The following is a 22644-nucleotide window of genomic DNA, read 5'->3' as shown; positions in this document are numbered from 1 at the left end:
CGGCCCGACCGCAAACCATTTTTTCCCTTGAACGTTCCGTTTTTCATTGCCCGGCGCATTCGCCACACGACTTCCACGAGTTTTTCGGCCACCGTCACCAAAGTCGGGATTGCCAGCATTGCCATCGGCCTGGCCAGCATCATCATTGCCTTTGCGGTTTTATTCGGGTACAAAGACGGTATTGAGCAGAAAATATTCGTGTTCGGTTCGCACATAACCGTGTCGAAATTCTCGCTGAATAATTCGTACGAGGAAACGCCCTTGTCAGTTAAAACACCCCTTTACCAGAAAGCCAAATCGATCGATGGTCTTCGGCATATCCAGAGCGTAGCGACCAAAGCCGGGATGCTCAAAACCACCGACGAGCTTTCGGGCGCGATTTTGAAGGGCGTTGGGCGGGAATATGACTGGAGTTTGTTTCAAAGCGCGCTGGTTGCGGGCCGTATACCCTCGTTTTTTTCGGACACGGTCCAATGCAACCCGAACTATTCGTGCCAGGTGCTGATCAGCAAACGAATATCCGACCGGATGCAACTCGGCGTCGGTCAGGACGTGATCATGTATTTTATCGGAAATACGCTTCGTCCCCGCAAACTTCAGGTGACGGGTATTTACGATACGGGGCTGGAAGAAGGCGATAACGTTATGGTGATCGGCGATTTGCGGCTCATTCAGCAACTCAACAACTGGGGATCCGATTCGGTGGGAAGCTATGAGATTTTTGTCAGCAACTTCGACCAGGTAGATGCTGTCTACCGGCAAGTTCGGGACGTGGCCTCGCCCGATATGCGCCCCATGCGGGTGACGGATACCTACAAACCGCTGTTCGACTGGATGATGCTGCTCGACCAGAACACCGGTATTTTTCTGGTCCTGATTCTGTTTGTAGCCGGATTCAACATGGTCGCCATCTTACTTGTGCTGATGCTCGAACGGACGCCGATGATCGGTTTGTTGAAAGCGTTTGGTAGTCCGAATACCTTGATCAGGCGCGTTTTTCTTTACGTTGGCCTGAACATGGTGATCAAAGGGCTGCTGCTCGGCAATTTGCTGGGCCTGGGTTTATGTGCCATTCAATACTATTTCAAACTCATTCCGCTCGACCCCAAAAACTATTACATGGATACCGTTCCGATTGCCTGGAATTTTCCGGTTATAGCGCTGGTAAATCTGGCTACCATCCTACTGATTGCGCTGGTCATGTGGCTCCCGACACTGGTAGCAACCCGCATTCAGCCTGTGAAAGCCCTGGTCTTCAAAAAATAGAGGGCTTTCGCCCTCTTATTTCACCGTCCGATAATTATCTTTTTGGTTTTAAGGGTATTTCCCCGTCGCATCTGGACGACAAACACCCCCTGTGCACCCGTTAACGATACCACTTGCCGCTGGACACCTACCCCCTCCACGTTCTTACAATACCAGATCCTCCCCTCACCATCCACCACCGACAACTCCGACCCCTGATCTGCCTCCAGCCGGTAGCTGACCTCAAAACGACCACTCGTCGGATTGGGCCACACCACCAGTTCCTCAGTCCCTTCTGCTTCCTCGGCCGACTCCCGACTCCCCGACGGACAGGTGAGCGACTTGGGCGACCAACTCAGCGTAAAGTTACTATTCTGCACTTTGGCACTAATCTGATATGGGGTACCGGTTTTGACGCTGGACGGAGTCGGGAAGTTGTACACGTGTGCTCCATTGCCCTTGCCCGCATTTTTCAGATCCTGGCGGTAGATGTCAGCCAGCGCCGTACCGATCGACACGTTGTTGGCAAAGAACTCCACCATCAGGGGCGTGTTGGGTTTGTTGCGATCCCAGACCCAACCCCGAATCGAGCCACATTCAACCTTGTCGAGATAGCCCTCGAAATTGCCCGTCACCGTCGCAGGCGTGGTGATGGCCGGGCTCACTGTCAGACTGATACTGAGCGTACTGCGGGCCTGTTGGGGATCGGTAGCCGTGTAAGTCAAACTGAAGGCACCACTCGCTGTCGGCGTGCCAGTGATCTGGCGGGTGGCGGAATTAAAGGCTAATCCATTGGGCAAGCCATCCAGAGAATACGTCAGCGGGTCGGTATCGGTAAAAGCCGGTAAGGTAGTCGAAAACCCGGCATTGACCGTAGCCGACAGCGGGTTGACGACCGGAGCCTGGGGCGGCTGATTGATAACCGTACTTCCGGATTCTTTCACAACGAGATTAACCGTTTGGGTAGTCGTCACCTGCCCGTCGTTGGCAGAATACGTCAGCGGAAAGGTTCCAGAAACCGTCGGCGTACCGGTAATTTCCCGCTCAATGGGCGAAAAGCTCAGTCCGTTGGGCAACCCGCTCAGGCTGTAAAACATCGCACCGTAATCACCGTCGAAGAACATGGGTAAGGTTCGGGAGTACGCCGTGTTGAGGGTAGCCGATAAGGGCGCAATGGCAGGAGCCACCGGTACTGCGTTGGTCGGCGGACACGTCAGTGACTTCGGTGTTAGCTTCAGAGCCACCGTGCTTCCTTTTACGCGGGCCGACAACGTGTGCGGTTTATTGTCTTTTAATGATGCCGGTGTGTCAAACGCATACGCATGTTGTCCATTTCCTTTTCCCGCCGATTTCAGGTCCGGGCGGAAAATATCGGCCACGGCATAGGCAACCACCGTTTGGCCCTCCAGAATTTCAACCGAGACGGGTGAGTTGGGCTTTTTGCCATCCCAGGCCCAACCCGAAATTACCGTACAGCTAGCCGTCGTCAGATAGCCTTCATACGCCGTTGGGATGGTAACACTGACAGAAACCGGTGCGGATAAAGCGCTCTCACAACCCGCAGCCTGACGACAAAGAGCCTGGTAAACCGTTGTCGATCCCGGCGTTACGGTAATCTGACTTCCGGTTTGTCCGGTATTCCATAAAACCGTATTCGCGCAACCGGTAGCCTTCAAAACCGTGCTTTGTCCGGCATTGATGGCTGTCAGGCTGGCACTAACCGAGGGAGCAGCGGGCGGAGAAGCACAGCCACCGATGACCACCACCGGGCTGTAGGTAAACAACTCGTATTGGTTAATCAGCTTTAACCGATAATATGCCACGGGCGAAACATCCGGGTGCGTGAACGAGTACGTCTTCGTACTGCCACTGTTGCCCGCAGCCGCTACCTGACCTACTTTTGAATAAGTCAGACCGTCGGTGCTAAATTCAATTTCAAACCGGCTGGATTCCTTCTCAATGCTCGTCGACCACTGCAATAGCTTGCCTCCGTCGGTAGCATGGCCTACAAACGTTTGCAATCCGATGTCAACGGCGGAAGGGTCCTGTTCAGGAAAATCGGAAAAGTATTTATCCAGAAAAACCATTCGGTTGTCGATCCAGGTCAGGATGGCGGTTTGTTCGGAGAGCCGCAGGGACGATGGCCAGCGCAATTCCTCCCGTTTATAGGCTCCTTCGCTGGTTAACTGGCTAATCGTGTCGGTTAATCTTTTTTTGAACGTTGCCGTTGCCAATTCTCCCTGCCTCAATGCAAACCAGCGTTTGCGCATTCGGCTTTTAAATCCGCTGGGGTTCAGCGTTAAAAGACGATGGAAAAAACCGTTGCTCCGAATGTTTTCCGTAGATGCATCCATTTTGTTGTTAATGTTTCCGAACGAAACGTCAAAATCCCAGGGTAGCAGCAGATACGGCTCATTTTCCTTGTAGCGGGCAAAAAACTGGTTATTCCCAAAATTATCTTCCGTCGCCCCGATTGCATTTAAGAACAGGAATACATCGATCAGATTGTCCAGTTTAAACTTAGCCCCCACCTGGCTTTTAAAATCGCCATCGGAGGATTTGGCAATAAAATTGACTAGCCCGGACAGATTATTCCAGTACGGTGCTTTCGGATAATCCATTTCGTAGCCTGCCCAGGTTGAGGAGTTGTTATAAAAAGGCGGCAACAGATTGTTGTTAAAAACCGGCAGAAACGCCGTCGCATCGGTTTTTGCGCCCGATTTGTACAGTTCCCCCCTGATCTCTCCCGAATCGCGGGTCTTCTTCAGCTTCAATTGTTTGCGGTCCAGGTCTTCGCTAATTGCGTAAACGCCGTGGTACGAATTGTTGATGAACACGTCGCAATACCGCATCCGGATTCCGGCCAACGCTCCGGGTTCCTGGGACAGAAAATACAGTTGGTGTATCCTGAGCCAGCTTGCCCAGGCAGCCGCATTATTGACGCGCAACGGTTCGTTGTAGAGCGCCAGAAAAAGCCATTTACTGTCTTCCCGCATCCCAAGCAACGAAGTTTCCAGTTCTTCGTTTCCGTTCGAATCCTTCCACAACTCCATGTTAAACGATTTTTTAGGATAGAGTCTGGAGGTGTTTCCCCTCACCCGGATGCCCATGCTGGCAGTAAAAACCGGGTTTATCCCATCGCCAACAGCCACCATTCCCGGCGTTCGGTTATCGTCTTCGCTCACGGGCTGACCGTTGGTATTGAACGAAATTAGGGGAAAGGTGGTAAAGTAAAGCTTGTAACTCCCGGAGGCACTGCTCAAAACATACTCTTTTCCAACCTCGAATCCTGACCCATTCGATGCATAGCTGTAGGTCTTGTCAAAAATCAGGTTTAGTGTTTGGGGAGAAGATGGAATCGAGGGGATTTTGTTGCAAATAATCAGCCTTAGACCGTTGTCAACCTGGTAGTCGCCCACCGGGATGGTAATGGATTGGGCAAACACAGTTGAAATGGACAGGAACAGGCAGACCAGGCCACTGATGAGCGGCAGGCGGGTACTCGCAAAAACCTTCATACAGAACAGAGAAGTAAAAATTGCTACATACAAAAACTGACGATAAGCCGAACCTAACTAACGAGCACTATTACTTAGTTTAATCAATCATTAGGGGCACACTGATTTGTATCAAAATGTCCCTTGCAAGGAAAATGCATAAATTACTTAACCGACCCTTTCTTTACCTTGCAAACTACCCGCAACCCTAATCGAATTATCTAACTTTTTGAGTCGATTAGTCAATATTGTAAATACATACAAATTTTTTCTCTTTTTTTATAAGATTTTTTTTGAAATTGGCCTGATTCGGCCCCATATGCAACTTAAATTTGCTTAACTTATTTTACGGAAGCAGAAATAATTTACCTATTCAAGATTTTTTTCTCCTTCTTACGAAAGAAAAAGTACGATCAAAACCGGGGTATAATTATTCGCGGAAAGAATTAGATAACCCTAGTAAATTTTGCTTTTCACAGCCTCTTCTACAGGTTCAAATCATTGACCTTACTTCCCTAAATCTACTTAACTATACGTCAGCATCGTTGCAAAACTCGTCTGATAAAAGCCCTTGTATTCAGCCGAAGCCCGTCTACTTCGTTCATCCGTATTGGCGTCCCAATCACAACAACCGGACACCACCCCGTCAAACAAAAAAGACGTCAGACAAAAGCGCTGGCTTCCATCTGACGTCTTTTTTGTTTTCAACTCCCTTCTTTCCCGGGCGACCTTTCAACTTAGTTATCAGCCATCCCCTCAGTATCGCTCGACCGCAAACCGGGAGACACCTCCTTCGTACCGGACGGTGATTTTCTTCGGACTTGCGGCATAGCCCGGTGTCTGATAAACTCCTCCCCCAATCTCATCGAAGCCATCTAGTTTTTTAACGGTCAACGCCCCTTGCGTTTCGACCTGGCAACCAACGGTTTTCGGTACTTTCAGGGTAACAGATGTAACGCCGGATTCAATCTTCACCATCGACTGCGGAGCTCGATCGCCCAGTTTCAAATCGATGTCGGCAGCTCCCGCACCCAGTTTTACCGACCGGACATCGTAGGCACTCAGGTCAAAATTGGCCTGTCCGGCCCCAATCCCAAAATCAAATGACCAGGCCGGTTTCGCATTCAGCCGAAGATCAACCACGTTGACCAATTCGCCCGACTTGAGTTTGATGTTTTCGTCGTCCAGTTGCAGGTCGATGTCGGCCGAACGGGTTTCGTCGCTACGACTCACCGACATGCTGTACTTACTGACACTCATCCGCGTATCCGCTTCGATCAGGCTGTCGGAAGGGGAACCGATGTAAAACCGACCCGCTCCGCTTTCAAACCGCAGCTTAGCCTGCTGAATCGTCGCATCCATGGGTTCGGCAATATGACTGGTCTGAACTTTTGGACGGTCTTCATCCCGGTTCTCCTCTTCCTCCTTCCCATCGTGTTGTTGCTGACTTTGATCATCGTCATCAGAATCATAATGGTATTCATACCGGTCGTTATGCCAGCGATTTCCGTGAAAAGCCCCCACAATGGCGAGCGGGACCGAAACCGCCAGCAAGACTGTGGTGACCAGTGCCGCCCCGGGATTCCGACGCTGAAAAATTAAGTTTAAACCGGCCAGAATGATCAGCACCGGCCAGAACTGGGAAAAGAAACTCCAGTCGACGTAAAACCACCCGTAGTTGTGAGCCAGGAAGACTACGCCCAGCGTAATCAGCGCGATGCCCCAGAATAAGCCTGTTCGGTTCATAGCAGATCAAAGAGGTTGTTGGGTCGGATTGCTGGGGGCATTAGGGTCATTCGTACCGGTGGTATACGGGTCCGACCCGCTCGTGTACCGGTCATTCGGGGGCGGTGTTCCACCGTTGGAATCGTTGTGGCGGTTCCGGTCTTTGGCAATCAGCCAGGCCCCAATACCAATCAGGATCAGCGGCCACATATCCCCGAAGTCAATGTCAAACCAGCGGTCGAGCAGAAACAGAAAGCCGATACCGACCAGAATGGCTCCTCCGACGAGGTTCCCATTGCGTTCATTCGTATTCATAGTTGTGTACTGATTAGTTAAAGGTTCAGTTTGATAAGTGGTATAAAGACCGGAAACACGTTCCGGCAGCACGATCCACAAGATAACATAAATTATCAGGGACGGGACATGGGGTAGGAAAAAGCCTGCCACAAACAGACAGCGGATCAGCGTCCGGTCAATATTGAAATAGTGGGCCAAACCGGCGGCTACCCCGCCTAACATGGCCTCGTCGCGATAACGTTCCAAGCGTCTAGTCATGAGCGTATTCATTAAAATACACTGTAAACGTAGAGCGGTTTTCAGTAGCTTAAAAGAAAGAAAGGAAGAATGGACGCCGGTACGGATGGAAGTACGCTAAACATGATAATAGGTAATACATACTACCGGGTAAAACCTAATATTTCAGTCGTCGGTTTCCAGGGCTTCCAGAATGTCCATTAAGTCACCAAACTCGCGCCAGCCCGGCCGGTCTTCGTCACCGCCCGTCAGCGCGATTCCCTGGATGGGCAGTTCAGCCAGCACCTCCTGAACGGAATCGGTCGAAAAACCGATGCCGAGCAGAATCGGATACCGGGTCGCCAGCCGTTGCAACACGGTTTTCAGGTCATCATCCAGGTGGATGGCCACATTGCTTTCAAGTAAATAGTAGTCGACCCGGTCGGAGTGCACGGATGCAAAATACGCATCGAGTTCGTCAAGCGTCATCAGAGCAAGGTCCGCTTTCAGAATAATCCGTCCGTCGAACCCAGTCAGATAGGGCAATAAAGCCGGTTCTTCCAGTTGCAGCACATCCGGTTCATACAAGCTCAGCAGCCGTTCGATTTCCTGCGGGTCGGTCGAAGCGGTTTCTCCGACGATGTGCAGACCGGCTACCCAGGAACGGATTTCTTTGAACTTTTCGGGAGCTACATACTGCCCGGCGTCCTGATCCATGGAAAACCCAAGCAGGTCGACGCCCATCCCGGCGCAGTAGCGGGCATCACTGAGGTTGGTTACATTACTGATTTTGACAATTGTGCTGAGAGCCATGCAAAACGGATTTACGGTATACGGTTTTCGGTTTTCAGTATTACTGGTCCACTTACTGGTTATCAATCCGATGTCCAAGCCGTTTTGAGAACTTTGGAATGACAAAATCCAATTATTCAATCATGAATATTGAATAGTGAACACCGAATTGCGAACATTGAAAAACCGTATACCTAAAACCGGTTCGCAAAGGTAAAGCCGGTTTTTACATATTCCTGAAAGATTCACAATTTACGCAACAGTCGCTGTTCGAGTGTATCGCGGTAGCTGCCCGCCAGCGGGATGGTCACGTTGCCAACGGTGAGTTGATGCCGCTCAATTTTGCGGATGGCTTTCAGAGCGACAATGTACGACTTATGTACCCGGATGAACTGGTCGGCGGGCAAGGTCGCCAGCATGTCGGCAATGGTCATGCGGGTGGTGACCTGCCGGTTTTGTTCGTGGATAAACAGCAGATTAGTGTCCGACTGAATATACAGCACCTCGTTCAGATTCACCCGCATCCAGTCGTAGCCATCCTTTACAAAGATGCTGGCCGAGCCATCGCCCTGTGGTTTTAGCTGGGCATAGGCCCGGTTGCAGGCTTGAAGAAACCGCCCGAATTCGATGGGTTTCAGCAGATAATCCAGGGCCTGCAAAGTAAAGCCCTCGACGGCGTAATCGGCAAAGGCGGTGGTGAAGATAACCGGTTTTTGTAACGGCAAAATCGAACGAGCAAAATCCGTCCCGAGTACATCGGGCATCTGAATATCCAGAAAAATCAGGTCGACCCGCTGCGTGTGCAAATGAGCCAGCGCATCCGTGGCGCTGACGAAGGTTTGTGAGACATGCAGAAAGGGTACTTTTTCCGCATAGCGACGGATCACTTCGAGCGCAGCGGGTTCGTCGTCCAAAGCAATGGCTTCGAGCATAGTTTTTACAACGAAAGGGTCAATTCTACGACAAATGAATCGGTGGTTTGGCTAATCCGCAACTCGTGGCGATTGGCATACATCAGGGCCAGTCGCTGGCGGGTGTTGGCAATGCCGGTTCCGGTTCCGGATCGGGCGTTATTCGCCGGAAGCAGGCTGTTGACGAGGGACATCCGCAACTGCCGGTTTTCGACCGAGACGGCCAATTCAATATATGATGGTTGAACCAGACTAATTCCGTACTGAAATGCATTTTCGACAAATGGAATCAGCAACAAAGGGGCTATTTGCGCGGGCTGCCCATCCCAGTCAAGTTCGGTTGTCAGACGAAGGTCGGCCCGTTCGGGCAACCTGGCGCGTTGTAACGCCAGGTATTTTTCCAGAAACTGGAGCTCGTCTTCAATGGATGTCAGTGGTTTTTTAGACTCCTGTAGTGTAAACCGCATGATGCCGGACAACTGCTGAATCAGATCGGCCACGATTTCATTGTCGACGCGCTGAGCCTCATTATAAATGGTATTCAGGGCATTGAAAAGAAAATGCGGGTTGATTTGTGCCTTCAGGGCTGTCAGTTCGGCTTCCGTTTTCTGCTGAATCAGTTGAATCTGCTCCCGGCGGGTCCGAAACGCATCGGCCACATAGCCATAGGCGATCACGAACCCCATCAATACGGCGGTAACCAGCAAGTTTTCGTCCACAAACTCCGGCTCGTGTTCCGTCCGTATCTGCAACACTTCAAACAGACCCCAGGCCAGTATGCACAACCAGGTCCAGTAGTAAAACCGGGCTTCGGTCCGAAGTAACCACCGACGAAATGCCAGCCGGTAGTTAAGGTGTGCCAATCCCCACAGGCTCGCCAGCAGGACGATAATGCCCAGCAGGTAGCGCGCCAGCCCTCCCAAATCCGGCATGGCCTCTTCGGTTTGCCGCCAGACGCCCGCGTAAAGTAAGCGACCCCAATACGTGATCAAACCCGATACGGTCAGGATCAACAACAGGGCAGCATACGGTTTCGGACGGATCGGCTTCATCTTCAACAGGTAGGATTCATTCGTTACCCGAGTGGTTGGAAATAGGCTCCAACGGCTTCACTTTTTGCAATTCGCGTTCGGCCTGCTCTTTACTGATGGGAGCCATCAGCAAGGTACGTGTCAGAAAGTCGATTTCCTCGACGGCTTTGACGTAATAAGTCTGACCGGGTTGTAAGTTGAGCCAGAGTTCTTGATTTTCCGAAAAGAAATCCCGCACCGATTCAATTTTTACCCGTCCGGGAGCTACTTCGACCTGAAGTGACCGGTTTGTTGGCAGTGTTGCGAGCTTCTTATCGTTCAGTTTGATGCTGTAGCTGTTGCCACCAAACTCACGCTGCCGGTAGATGATCACCCGTGCCTGCTCGGACCGGGGTTGCCAGCGTTCACCATCTCCTCCCGCCAGCAGCTCTACTAAGCTGATTAACAGAAGAGCTTTCATTAATTTCCTTTTTTAGGATGATTACTTGAAAAATAATATGTGGCCTGGAAATAAAACTGGCTGATGCGGTCGGTCGGCCCGCCGGTGAGCCGAAACGCATCCGACTGCCAGCGCTGGCTCTCAAAACCGCGTCGATAACCAATCCGGATGACGCTTTGTGCGCTTTCTTTCCGTTTTTCCCGTTGCGTATACTCCAGGTTAACATCCCAATAGTTGTTGGTTAGTCTCAGGGAAGGAATGTTCCCGGGCTGGCTATACTGCGTCAAATTTTCAAACGGAACCGTCTGATCGGTTCGGCGGTAGACATTGTGCTCGTAGCCGATGCTGCCGTAGCCCAGGTTCAGGTACAGGCGCCGATTGCGCGTGTTGGCTACGTCAAATCCAAGCATGACACCGGTGAAGCCTGCTTTTTGCTGCCGGGCTGCCCTCGTAACGTCATCATTCGGCAAGCTGAAATTGAGGCCATACCCCGCCTGAATCATGAGTTTGACCCGTTGGTAGCGAGCGCCGAAGCCCAGGTTGATAAACGGGTCGAGATGCGAATCGGGTTCAGTCCCGTTGGCGCGGTAATACGACCGGATGTTGGGCATGCTGGTGGATGTCAGCATGATGCCGAGTTCCGTCATCCAGCTAACTTTAAAGTTCGTTTTCGGTGGAAGGCCCACAAACTGGGTCGAGTCGGTCGTTTGCGCCAGGGCGGTATGGGAAACGACAAGCAGCATGATTAGTATGCGTTTCATAGGATAGGTTGTTGTTTGTGTTTGGACATAAATAACGCTCCAAAACAACAGCCGCCCGGTTGGTTGGGCAAACGGATGTGATCACCTACCTGAACTTTGTGGGGAAATACAGCAAGTTTGTGGGCAAGGGTACGGTAAACGCATGACCTGTCGGATCTGTCCAAGCCGCTGAAACGAAAATCTGTTCTCTTTCTCCTGCCAAAAAAAAAGATCAGATAGAGATAATCTGGATAAATCCTTGGTCAATTTTACTGCTTTCCTTTACCTGAACTCGTTGTTGCCAGCGTTGGCAGACCAAATGGCTTGCAAACTTGGTGCCCCTGATTCTACTCTTTTTCCGTTCAGCAGCGTGATGGAATAAAATCAGAAGATCGTCTATTGAAACGGTAACATTCAAATAGTGAATACTTACTTTTCATGTCATTTCTATTTCTTAATTGTCCACAAAAACAATCATCAACTTGTATCAAAAGAAATTTAAAATGCAATCTGATAAATACATATTCGATAAAATAACTTTAATTTATTTGCATGTGCAAATATTTATTTGTTATTTAGTGATGTTCAATATTGTATGCCTTATTTACACGATTAACGTTGAAATGATCTCGGAACAGAGTGTTATTTTATTCACCCCTTCCCTATTGCTCTGTAACTAAGGATTCAATAAGATTTTTTTTTGTCTGATAATTACTCTAAATCCTAATAATCACTTATTAAAAACCGGGCTTCCTCTCAGGTAGGGATTGGCACATTTTTTGAAACAGAATCAACAAACTATAGCACTTGGCAATTATTTATCAATCTAAGGTTGGAATCCCTCGTTCTTGGATGTAAATTAGGTTAATTGTGCTATATACATAAACAAGCTATTGATCGCATCTCAGCAACATTTTCTGTCTGATAAGTAAAAAATAGCTGGCAAATTTACATTACTTAAGTATTTACCGAATATTTCAGACCACACATTACTTAATAACATTAATGTGGACATTTTATCAATTTACCTAAAGAAATTCTTACCAAAAGTAAGTAAACAGCTAATGGCTTTAATAGCTAGAGTTATAGAGCGTTAAACTCCTTTTATAGTACTCAATGCCCTATTTTAATCATTCAAACTTGTACACGTGTATGAATTTTTTACGATTTACCACGACAATTTTAAGTCTGTGCTTGCTAACCACTCTCCAGCTCTTTGGACAGACAAAGTATGGAACGTCATTTACCTTTTCTCTTTCGCAAAGCGCACGCACCAGCGCCGGTGTGTATTCGAAAGATGGAACCCTGATTCGAACACTTTGGAGTGGCGTAACGTATGGCGCCGGAAGCCACAACCAGACCTGGGATGGTGCCGACGACCAGGGACGCCTGGTGCCTGAAGGCAACTACGACATCAAAATCCTCTCCAACAATGTTACTTACACGTGGGAGGGCGTCATCGGTAATTCCTCGCAGAGCTTCACCGGGGAAACCGTTCACCGAGGTCTTGACCCGATCAACTCACTGCTCATCGTTGGCTCAAAGGCTTACTACGCTACGAATTACAGTGAAGGAGGTCAGCCAATACACGCCTTCAACCTCGGCACCCCTCAAGTTCATCAGCCAGTTAACTTATTAGGTGGTAATTCCTCAATAACGGCCGCTGCCACCGATGGCACCACCTTATTCTGGGCTCAATCTGACCCCTTTGCGACTAAAAATCTCATTTTTGCCATTACGGAGACTAACTCCCAACAAAAGACATTTTCTGCCGGGCAGACCACAACCAACAAGTATAATCCTACATTCAGCAGCGCCCTGGAAGTCAATACCGACTCTAAGGGCAAGATTACCGGCCTGGCGGTTCAGATTACTGGAAAATATCTTTTTGTGGCTTATCCTCAGCTCAATCAAATACAAGTGTTGGACAAAACCACGGGTAGCCGTTTGCGCACGATCACTAACATTTCCAATCCACGGGCTCTTGCAATGAGCGGCAATTTCCTGTGGGTACTGTCGGCCACCAATACTTTGCAGAAGTTTACCATTATGCCCGATGGTACCCTTAGTTTGGTGACAGCTTTCAAGCCTACTAATTTGGAAGCTCCCCTCGCGCTGGCTATTTCACCCTCCGGACAGACGCTCGTCGTCTGTGATGGGGGTAACAGCCAGCAGGTCAAAGGTTTTAACACGACCAGCGGTGCATTAGCCTGGACACTGGGTAAACCGGGAGGGTACCGTACCGAACCCAGCGTCGAAAATGACAAGTTTTACTTCACGGATGCGGTTAGTCCCTACCAGTATACCGTTGTCAGTTTTGCCCCCGATGGTTCGTTTTGGGTGGGCGACACAGGCAACCGGCGTCTCTTGCATTTTTCGTCCGCTCGTCAGTACCTGGAACAAATCATGTATCTCCCTCGCACTTACGCCTGTGCGGTGGATGTCAATAAGCCCACCCGCGTGTTTCATGGCTACCTGGAATTTGCCGTTGACTACAGCAAGCCACTGGCTCCCAACAATGGCTCCTGGAAACTGGTGCGCAACTGGGGACAGGCTGTGACGACTAACTACTCAGATGGATACATACGCGTATTTAGCCCGGTAACCCTCGCCAACGGACGGACCTACGCGCTGACCCGAAGCAATAAACCAGACGGTCGTGAACTTATTGAACTGCCTCCGAGTGGCCCCCTGCGCTATACCGGAATTTACTGTGACCACAGTACCCAACTCGCCCCGGATGGTTCGTTGCGCCGATTGCAGAAAACTCAGGGCATACAGAGTTGGTTGCAAAAGCCGCTGCAAGGCTTCGATGCCCGGCACAACCCCGTTTATGGTCGTGAAACTACTGTAGGGTCTACGAATCAAACTGACGGCTCGAACCCTGCTTATGGAGGAGCCCACCACTCACCCAACGCCGTCACAAGCAGTGGCATCCTGGTTTCCTTTGATGGCAGTGCCAGCACCGATAAGTACCACCTTGGAGGTCTTAAATCAGGTCAAACTGGTTGGGTATGGAAAACTGCATACGCTACTCACACGAATTATACTGGGCCTTTCCCTGCAGACGGACGCTTCGATGTAGGCAATGGCATGGGCAACGGCAAGAACTATGCAGGTAATATTGCCATGACAGTGGATCGGCACATTATATGGGGCTACAACGGTGAATTCTGGAGGAATAGCCAGACCAACAAGTGGAACCATGTCTACGACAATGGTCTGTTCGTAGGCCAGTTTGGCACGACCGGCCCGGAGGTTCAAAATGAAAATGCTCCGGCTGCGGGCATGGCTGGCAACAGCTTCCAGGGCCAGTTAGTAAAACTGGCCGACGGAAGGGTGTATCTCTACCACGGTGATGAAAGCTATCACTCCGGGTTGCACCGCTGGTTGATTTCGGGACTCAACACCGTGCGGGAGCAAGTCGTTAGTGTACGGAGGCAGGTCACTAAGGGCGGATTGACGGGGTACTACTTTGCAAGTGGGGATCTGAACAACCTGTTACACCGAAGCACTCGGCTGGATGCGGGGGTGAACTTTGCCAGCAGCAACGCTTTGATGGCTGGCACGAGCTTGTCAGAACGTGAACCCTGTTCGGTGCGCTGGCAAGGGTATGTTCAGGCTAGCTACACGGAAGCGTACACGTTCTGGGTGAAAGCGAGTAAAGGAGTTCGGTTGTGGGTTGATGGGCAAGTGTGTCTTGATCGGTGGAGCAACAACAGCGATGGCGAGTGGAACAGTCAAAAGATAGCTTTGCAGGCAGGCGTCAGGTATGCGCTTCGTTTGGAAGTGAAGGGGGGCGGTCCGGTGATACTAGGCTGGTCGAGCAATCGGCAGAGTAAAGCGGTGATTGGCGCAGAGTGGTTGTCCCCCTCAACAACACCGGACAGTCTTCTGAAAATGGATCTGCTGTACGGAGTCAGCGGCCAAAGCCAGGTGCTTGCCGATCAACTTTACGGCTGGCAGCGGAATCCGGTACAGGAAGACTATACAGATAGACACCGAGACTATTGGCAGGTGGTCACCGGCAAGAAAACTTATCAGGATCAATCACCGGATATTTGTGTGACCTTCCGACAGGACCAGGGTACTTATACAGTGAGCCGGAGTCTGGGTGCATCCGGACCAACGGACCGCTGGTGGTTGTCAGGTCTTATCAACTTTGAGGGCAATGAAGGCAATGTAAAATCGGGAGGCAGTTTCCTGGAGGTTCTTGATGAACAAGACAAAGTGATCGCTCGTGTATATGTAGATATTGACTATTCGGGAGAACGTCCACGAACAGTGATGGGAAATGGGGTGACGATCATAAGTTTGAGTCAGAAGACAATGGCAGGTATGCTATGTCAGTTTAAGAAACTGATGGTGATGGGTGGTAGTGAAGGCATCACCTTTCAGTATGAGAATTTTGCCCCAGTGACGGCGCAGGTGGTTGACAAAAGCAGTGACTGGCGTCGGCCCAGAAAACTGCAGTTACGCTTCTTCTGTTCTGATAAAAACTCTAATTATAACCGTGCGATCAGTCTTCAATCCCTATACTTTGCCAGTAATCCCTCGAAAAGCGGTGGGCGATTAGGTATCGAAGAAACGGCCCCACGGTTACTTATTTCTCCCAATCCCGTCGAATCAGTATTGAATGTAGAACACCCGAGCACTGGCCCGGATGGGGTGTTTACCATCTTCAGGGAGGATGGCCGGAAATATAAACGTCAACCCGTTAAGGACGGTAGCACGCGTACAGAAATCGACACACGGTCTCTCCCATCGGGTCTCTATATCTTGCAATTCGAGGGCAATTCGTTTAAAACAACTACTAAGTTTATCAAACAATAGTAAATTTGAACTAAGGAGGGGAGGTATTGTCAATCTATCTGATTAACAACACCTCTCCCCATTTTGTCAACCATTCATCCGGTGTCCCGGATTTAACCCGATAGTCGACCCGCCAGGTATACAAAGTTGCCGGACACGTAACTCCGTTCAGGGTGCCGTCCCAGTACTCTTGTGAATTGTCGGAAAAAAACAATACTTCTCCCCAGCGGTTAAAAATTGTCAGCCGCATTTCCAGACTCACATCGGTACTTTTCCAATTAAAAACGTCATTGACCCCGTCGCCGTTGGGGGTGAACGCATCGGGAATGTACAAGACAGCCAAAGGCTTACAATTATCGTTCACGATAAACTGCCTTGATACCTGACAACCGGCTCCGCTCTTGATAGCAACTTTATAAATACCCGGTGTAGTTACAGCTAATTGAGGTTCCTGCGAATTACCGGGTGTCCAAACATACTGTAAACCTTGACCTGTAGCACTAGGCTGCAAAATTAGGGGGTCAGCCCCAGGACAATCAAACACCGAGTCTGTACCGGTTTCTAACAGTGGAAGAGGATGAATAGTAACTCCGACCGAATCCTTTGCGGTACATCCATCAGCAGACACTTCCAGGGAATACATTCCTGAACTCTTTGGATGGATTTGCCGGGTTGTATCGCCCGTCGACCACCGATACCGGGGTGAAACCGGTTCAGGGTTCAGCTCGGGATTCAATTCCAGGCGCTCATTTTCACAAACGGATCGATCAGTTCCCAGTTGTAAGTTGGGTATATTGACTTCAACGAATACACTATCCGTCTTCCGGACCGAACAGCGATCCAGGTAAGAGACCGTGTAGATTTGATCGGAGCTTGCAATGAGAGAAGGAGTACGACTTGAGGGATTACTAAGCCCTCGCGCAGGTGTCCATGAATATTGATCGTCCAGGGATTGATTGGCAATCAGTGTAAGGGTGTCTCCCTGACATGCCTGAAGTGTGTCACGAACTACCGGATCTTTTTTTAGACAAACCGTATACACACTGTATGAACTTCCCGTCGACGAAGTAAAGCCCCAATAGACCTGATCGCCCCCGTTGAAGATCTCTTTGATTAAGTCAACTGACTGATTGATTCTAAGCTGGCAATCGACCTCCACCTGCAGTATATGCTTGACGGCGTCCCATTTGACTCTAACCAGGTGATCAAGTCCATCCTCCACACTTGCACCAGTCGTCGAAATCGGCACAGGAGGATCAAATTTAGAAATTAAGCGATGATCAGAGTTGCCATCACGAACCAGAGCAATGTGGTTTTCTCTAGGATCACCAAAAAAAACATTTTGATGGGTATCAAACTCAATTCCTAACGCCGGCGTCAATCCGCTGAAGCCTATCCCTGATGGAGAAGCGGCCAGGACACGGTTTCCCCGTGTTTGTAGCACCATGACAATACCATCTGCTCCACCAGGATTATCTCCCAGATTAATCGTAAACTCCAGTTCAAATGATTCATTCAGATGTAGGGGCTTTTCGTTCCATAAAGCACCGTTCTGCGCTATCTGAGCTTTTGTCAGTTCATAACAATCCGATTGCGAGCTGGCTTGGGCAGAACCTACTAATTGGTAGCCATTCTGGGCATAAACCGGCATGCTGACTAGCAGCCACAGTGCTGTCAGGGCCAGAAAAAGTATCCAGGGTGTATCGGTGCTCCTCTTCATCCCCAATTTGCTTTAGTCCTCGTACCGTTATTTACACCAGCTCATTCTGCTTTGTACGCTTTTCGGCTGGCTTTTCCTGCTCCTGAAGCTCCCTGATTTTCAGGTAGATTTGAATGAAGTATGCCATTTTCAGGATGCCGAACGAAAAACCGCGTGTACCATCCCGGAAACCACCCATCAGAAAAAAACTTCCCAGAAAATACAGTGGCCCCAACCAGGGTGTCCGCATCATGCCGTATTTAATGCGTTGCATCCACGACCAGCGCTCGGTTTGACTCCGGTCGTTCGCCAGTTTCAAAAACCGGGCAGCCTCCCAACTCGAATACTCATTGTGTTTGGTTACGTAGTACGAAACGCCCCGCAGATCCTGGTGGTCAATCTTACTCCGGATCGTTCCGACTTTCCCATTGAGCACCGGATGTTCGTGGATTTCCATATCCAGTTTGCTCCACTGTTCTTCGTCAATCCGTTCGTACTCACCCGCTCCTACCTGAAAAAGAGCCAGTTTGTGTAAGAAATAGCCTCCTTTGTTCTGTTTTCCAAGAAAGTAAATGGTGTACCGTAACCAGTATCCCACAAAGTCGCTATCCCGCTTCAGGGTTTCACGGAGTTCGGATTTGAACTCAGGAGTCAGAAACTCGTCAGCATCCAGGAACATGACCCATTTTGTCGTCGGCGTATGGTTCCGTAAAAACCAGTTCCGCTTTTTCGGGAATTTTCCGTTCCACACAAAATCGACCACCTCCGCTCCGTACGATTTTGCGATGCTGGTGGTCTGGTCGGTACTCCCGGAATCGATAATGACAACCTGCCGCGCCAAATCCGGCCCGATTGCCTCCAGACACTTGGGAAGATTGTGTTCTTCGTTTCGAACAGGAATAGCGATGGTTAAATCAAGCGGCATCATAACTACTTCGAATGGAATAAATCTTAAAGTGCCGGGGCTGCCTTAGCTGGCTTTCTCAACCTCCTGAACCAGAATCCGTTCTTTAACCGGTAAACAGGGATGCCCAGCACAGATGGTCCAGGCTGGCATATCTTTGGTTACGACCGACCGGGCTCCGATCACACAGCCATTGCCAATCGTCACGCCGGGATGAACAAAAGATTCGGCCGCGATCCAGACGTGATCGCCGATGTAAATGGGTTTCGTGATCAACGGAAAGCCCGCTTTTGTGTAATCGTGTGTCCCGGCACACAGGTTCGTCCCCTGGGAGATGACGGACCGCAAACCAATGGTAATTTTTCCCTGGGAGTACAGCGTGACCCCGTTGGCAATACCGCACTCATCGGCCAGTTCAAGATTCCACGGAGCCCAGATTTTGACGCCCGGATAGACATGAACGCCACGACCAATTTTTGCCCCGAAACAGCGCAGGATAAAGGCGCGCCATTGATGAAATGGCTTAGGAGAATAACGAAAAAAAAGAAACTGAGCAACTCCCCACACAAGCCGTTTGATTCGGTTGGCTAGGGAAAACGATGGCCCGGTATGGGTATCCTGATTATACATGATAGTAGAATGGTAGAACAGAGATGCATTATCAGCCAATAGACAACTTTATTTGAATAACAATAATACGTAATAAAATCTAACCACGAATAAATAATTATCGTACATTAAGTAATGGCTGTATGCTCAACACCCTAAGACTGACTGAAAAACAAAGCAATTAGCTATCTTACTTTGAAATTTTTCCACCGCTTTGTTCTAGCCTAAACCGAAGTTAGATTAAATTTATCGAACAAAATAATTTCTGAACCCTGAATTATAACAAGACCAAATAAATACGTAATAAGCTATATATCAAGCATTTGCACTATTGTAAATATTTTATCGCTACCTAGCTTCTGACTATTAATCTTTTATTTGTCAACAGATACGACTACAGTAAGAATCAATATAACGTACATATAGTATCAATAAAAACACATCTTTGTTTCGTATACTAAATCCAGTGTATGCTTCTGTAATCTGTAAGTAATGAAGCCAATAACCTTAAATTATCAACATTAATCCTGAGATAAACCTTATTTAAAGTTGCTATAATTTCCTGCTCCGGCGATTTGAATGGTTCAGCTTAAGATACATCCTTCGAGTGCATTCAACTAAGGTTGGCAATTTTAGAATCCTGATTTAATGCGGTGGCAATTGCTTCTTTAAATCGAAGCGCAGCCGGACCAATACTGAAATTTTGCTCAAACGTTGCTTTTGCTCTTTTTGCCATCGTTTCTTTATCCGTCGGCGTCAGCTTTGCCCATTGCTGAAGCAACAGCCGGACACCCTCCAGACTGTTGGCAGCGACCAACCCTCCTTCACCAGTTTGGATCTCCCGCCAGATATTGACCTGATCAGAAATGAGCACCGGTTTACCACAAGCCAGGGCTTCGGCCACTGCAATTCCGAAGTTTTCCTGGTGACTCGGCAGAAAAAAGGCTTCGCAGCCATAAAAAGCGCCCCATTTGGCATCGCCCGTCATCATACCGGGGAAAAAGATGTCGTTTTGAAATGCCTGCTCCCTGCTAACCAGTTGCCGGACAGACTGCCCAAAATCGGCTTCCATACCCGGGCCGGCAACAACCAGTTTAGGTAAGCTCAATCCTGCTTTTTTGAGCTCCAGATAGGCTCGAACCAATAGGTCGACACCTTTTTTGGGATGAATCCGGCTGAGGAAGAGCAAGTAGGGCTTATTGGCCACCTCCGGACATTTGCGCAGAAAAGCTTCCTGCATTTCTGCAGTATAAGGGCCCGGGGTCTCGATTCCGTAACCGACGTTAATCTCCTGCTGCGGTTTGTAGGGTTGAAATGTTTCGCGGGCCAGCAGCAATTCGGTTTCGCAGGTAAAAAACACCCCATCGGCTTTGCAAACGACCTTTTGCTCCAGCAGCTTCCAGTAAATCCAGTTCCGAATCGCTTTGAGCTTCCGGTCGGGAGCCCGCTGGAAGTAAGGGTCCAGCATGCCGTGGGGCATCACAAACCATTTCAGGGGCCGCGACGAATCACGGTTTTTTCGGTAGCGATCAATAACCCCGCTTACGGCACTCGAGTGGTACAGCCAAAGCCCATTACTGACGATAGCATCAAACCGCTCAATATTTTCCCTGAGCCAGGGGAGCAGTTTAGAGCTGTAGTACCAACCATTTGGTTTATCGCCCAACGCATGAATCGGAAACGAATCTTTTCCCAAATAAGCCGAATCAGGGGAGTCGAAGCAGACCACTTCCCGCTGAATACCCATAGCTTGTAACGTGGGAGTCGACGTGCGAAGCCCTTGACAAGGCCCCCCTGATGCGGGGTCCATGCTTCCGGTAATGTGTAAAACGCGAATGGGCTTATCCATGGTTATAATTGGTTTGTAACCCGGATTAGGTTACCGAACTAGTCTAGTCATCAATGCACAAACCCGACTTTCCGGGTAAAATATTTGGCGTCCCCAGGAATTTTCTGAATGGGTTTGGCAGGTACACCTCCGTACAGCGTCCATTCTTCCGAGTATTCCTTATTTAACAGCGACTTTGCGCCCAGCACGGATCGGCTCGGTAAAGCCGAGTTGCCTAACATCACAGTATTGGTACCGACAAACGAATACTCACCAATTTTGATCGGACCACTATCCTGGCGGTTTTCAAACACATCGATTGAATGAGTCAGAAATTGAGAATGATAACCCGCCACTGTCGTATACCGGCCTATTTCAATTCGGTTTGTGCAATCGAAATGATGGTACTTTGTAATGGCCGCATACTCTCCCAGCCGTAGTTCCGCCCGACGATCAGGCTGATGCTGAAAATGTTTGGAGTTAGGATCGAACGGCAAGCCTGTAATCCAATTTCCACGCCCAATTTTCGAGTTCTGTTTCATGTCAATCCAATCCAGATGAATCGCGACATTAAAGTGATCGATCCGTGTCCCGGCCGCCATAGTAAGCTTTCGGGGAAAAATCCAAGCTAAGCCGATATAAGCCGATTTGTGAATGTCGTATCCAAACCATTTATTCAGGGCCAATCGTCGTAAGGACCAGGGTAACAGTGTACTCAAGACTTTTAAAAACATGATTCAGAAAGTTGAACGCGTTTTAAGCCGTGAAGATCAAGGTAGGCATCGATCATGTGGGTCGGCTCAAAGCGGGTGCAGTTTTTAAATCCTTCAGAAATCGTCTTTTTTCGGGTAGCCTCATCCTGTAAGGCAAGAACGGCTTCTGCAAATTCGGCAGGTTTGTCAGGGTGAGCGTGGAAAGCCATTCCGCCACTTACCTCTGGTAACGGCGGCACATTACTGGCAATGACCGGCGCTCCGCAGGCCTGGGCCTCAATAATAGGCCAGCCAAACCCTTCGGAGAATGACGGAAAAATAAAAACTTCGCACAAGTTATATAGGGCAACTAGGGTAGCATGATCAGGTTTGTAAACAGATACTACGCGCCCCTCGATACCCAGTGAACGGGCATGATCCATCAGCTTTTCATCGAGTCCCTGGCCGGCAAAACAAATAACTCCCTGCCAACGATTGCCCAACGCATGCACAGCATCCAAAATAACTTTCCGGTTTTTACGCGGTAGACCTGAACCCACGTGCAGTATAAACGGTCGATTTATTTTTAGACCGGCTTTTTCTACCAGGGCAAGACAGTCTTCTGGGTCCATTGGACCGAATTTTGCGTTGAAGGCATTATGAACAACCCGCCAATCGCTTTTAGGCGGTTTTTGGGGTGCCAACGCTTTTAACTGGTCAAGTGTAAGCTGAGAAACACAACCAACCCGCCGAGCGCGGCTTAGGTGAAACATAATCCATTTTTGAAGGATTTTCCCAAAACCGGAAGCCGGGCAATATGCATCCGCATGACCCAAGGCACCCCGAATTGCCAATACATCATGACAGGTAATGATCGTGGTTTCAGCAGGCAAGTGAAAGAGATACGGCGAATTGGAGTGATCACAGACATGAAATCGTACATCGGTCCGCTTCAATCCGAGCTGACGCCAGCGGAGCAGCAACGGAAACAGTACCCATTTATCCAGGTACCCTACCCATTTCCCAAGGCCCGAAAGCGAGGAGTTAAACCAGGTCCCAAGAATCACCCGAGGACGCCATAGTTCAACCTCTACCCCCGCTCCAGAAAAACCTGAATAGAGCATCTGGGCAAACCGTTCCATGCTTTCCTGGCGGTCTAATGGGTAATTACCAATCAAAATGATTTTCATACGCAATCATAGTCAAA

16 protein-coding genes and 1 pseudogene are annotated in these 22644 nt (G+C 49.3%); 2 read left to right on the top strand and 15 right to left on the bottom strand.

The window, feature by feature from the left end; all coding sequences use genetic code 11:
* Positions 1-27: 27 nt before the first annotated feature.
* Positions 28-1266 carry an ABC transporter permease gene (locus ACO2Q8_RS07630; protein WP_423344192.1) on the top strand — a complete coding sequence of 413 codons (1239 nt, stop codon included), beginning with the start codon at positions 28-30 and terminating at the stop codon, positions 1264-1266.
* Positions 1267-1286: 20 nt separating this feature from the next.
* On the opposite strand, the gene ACO2Q8_RS07625 is transcribed toward ACO2Q8_RS07630, so the two are convergent.
* The 9 genes and pseudogenes from ACO2Q8_RS07625 to ACO2Q8_RS07585 all read right to left on the bottom strand — a co-directional run bounded on the left by ACO2Q8_RS07625 (position 1287) and on the right by ACO2Q8_RS07585 (position 10914).
* Complete coding sequence (locus ACO2Q8_RS07625; protein WP_423344191.1) at positions 1287-4763, bottom strand: CotH kinase family protein; 3477 nt, start codon at positions 4761-4763, stop codon at positions 1287-1289.
* A 735-nt stretch (positions 4764-5498) separates the two neighbouring features.
* Complete coding sequence (locus ACO2Q8_RS07620) at positions 5499-6488, bottom strand: LiaI-LiaF-like domain-containing protein (RefSeq protein WP_423344190.1); 990 nt, start codon at positions 6486-6488, stop codon at positions 5499-5501.
* Between the two features lie 6 nt (positions 6489-6494).
* Positions 6495-6782 carry a LiaI-LiaF-like domain-containing protein gene (locus ACO2Q8_RS07615; protein WP_423344560.1) on the bottom strand — a complete coding sequence of 96 codons (288 nt, stop codon included), beginning with the start codon at positions 6780-6782 and terminating at the stop codon, positions 6495-6497.
* A gap of 72 nt (positions 6783-6854) precedes the next feature.
* Positions 6855-7022 (bottom strand): annotated as a pseudogene (locus ACO2Q8_RS07610) (PspC domain-containing protein); the annotation flags it as partial.
* Positions 7023-7166: 144 nt separating this feature from the next.
* Positions 7167-7793 carry an N-(5'-phosphoribosyl)anthranilate isomerase gene (locus ACO2Q8_RS07605; protein ID WP_423344189.1) on the bottom strand — a complete coding sequence of 209 codons (627 nt, stop codon included), beginning with the start codon at positions 7791-7793 and terminating at the stop codon, positions 7167-7169.
* A 224-nt stretch (positions 7794-8017) separates the two neighbouring features.
* Positions 8018-8704 carry a LytR/AlgR family response regulator transcription factor gene (locus ACO2Q8_RS07600; protein ID WP_423344188.1) on the bottom strand — a complete coding sequence of 229 codons (687 nt, stop codon included), beginning with the start codon at positions 8702-8704 and terminating at the stop codon, positions 8018-8020.
* Between the two features lie 5 nt (positions 8705-8709).
* Positions 8710-9735, bottom strand: coding sequence for a sensor histidine kinase (locus ACO2Q8_RS07595; protein WP_423344187.1), 1026 nt, complete (start codon positions 9733-9735; stop codon positions 8710-8712).
* 16 nt (positions 9736-9751) lie between these two features.
* Positions 9752-10174, bottom strand: a complete 423-nt coding sequence (locus ACO2Q8_RS07590; protein ID WP_423344186.1) for a hypothetical protein — start codon at positions 10172-10174, stop codon at positions 9752-9754.
* Positions 10174-10914: a hypothetical protein gene (locus ACO2Q8_RS07585; protein WP_423344185.1), complete on the bottom strand. Its 741-nt coding sequence runs from the start codon at positions 10912-10914 to the stop codon at positions 10174-10176. The genes ACO2Q8_RS07590 and ACO2Q8_RS07585 overlap by 1 nt, the downstream gene beginning before the upstream one ends.
* A gap of 1131 nt (positions 10915-12045) precedes the next feature.
* On the opposite strand from ACO2Q8_RS07585, the gene ACO2Q8_RS07580 reads away from it, so the two are divergent.
* Positions 12046-15726 (top strand): PA14 domain-containing protein, encoded by a 3681-nt coding sequence (locus ACO2Q8_RS07580; RefSeq protein WP_423344184.1) that lies wholly within the window; start codon positions 12046-12048, stop codon positions 15724-15726.
* Between the two features lie 34 nt (positions 15727-15760).
* Here the strand turns inward: ACO2Q8_RS07580 and ACO2Q8_RS07575 are convergent, their stop codons facing one another.
* The 6 genes from ACO2Q8_RS07575 to ACO2Q8_RS07550 form a co-directional block, all read right to left on the bottom strand.
* On the bottom strand, positions 15761-17425 hold the full coding sequence (locus ACO2Q8_RS07575; RefSeq protein WP_423344183.1) for a lectin-like domain-containing protein: 1665 nt from the start codon (positions 17423-17425) through the stop codon (positions 15761-15763).
* 31 nt (positions 17426-17456) lie between these two features.
* Positions 17457-18332: a glycosyltransferase family 2 protein gene (locus tag ACO2Q8_RS07570; protein ID WP_423344182.1), complete on the bottom strand. Its 876-nt coding sequence runs from the start codon at positions 18330-18332 to the stop codon at positions 17457-17459.
* Between the two features lie 42 nt (positions 18333-18374).
* Positions 18375-18938, bottom strand: a complete 564-nt coding sequence (locus ACO2Q8_RS07565) for a WcaF family extracellular polysaccharide biosynthesis acetyltransferase (protein WP_423344181.1) — start codon at positions 18936-18938, stop codon at positions 18375-18377.
* A 592-nt stretch (positions 18939-19530) separates the two neighbouring features.
* Positions 19531-20766, bottom strand: a complete 1236-nt coding sequence (locus tag ACO2Q8_RS07560; protein ID WP_423344180.1) for a glycosyltransferase — start codon at positions 20764-20766, stop codon at positions 19531-19533.
* A gap of 50 nt (positions 20767-20816) precedes the next feature.
* Entirely contained in the window at positions 20817-21287 is a 471-nt protein-coding gene (locus tag ACO2Q8_RS07555; protein WP_423344179.1) for an acyltransferase, read from the bottom strand.
* A 182-nt stretch (positions 21288-21469) separates the two neighbouring features.
* The gene (locus ACO2Q8_RS07550; RefSeq protein ID WP_423344178.1) at positions 21470-22627 is read right to left on the bottom strand and encodes a glycosyltransferase family 4 protein; all 1158 of its coding nucleotides are present in this window, start codon (positions 22625-22627) and stop codon (positions 21470-21472) included.
* Positions 22628-22644 lie beyond the last annotated feature (17 nt).

Origin of the sequence: Larkinella sp. VNQ87, from assembly GCF_049445795.1 — a bacterium.
Taxonomy (GTDB): domain Bacteria; phylum Bacteroidota; class Bacteroidia; order Cytophagales; family Spirosomataceae; genus Larkinella.
Note: the sequence above shows the minus strand (reverse complement) of the source record. Positions and strands in the feature narration are given on the sequence as shown.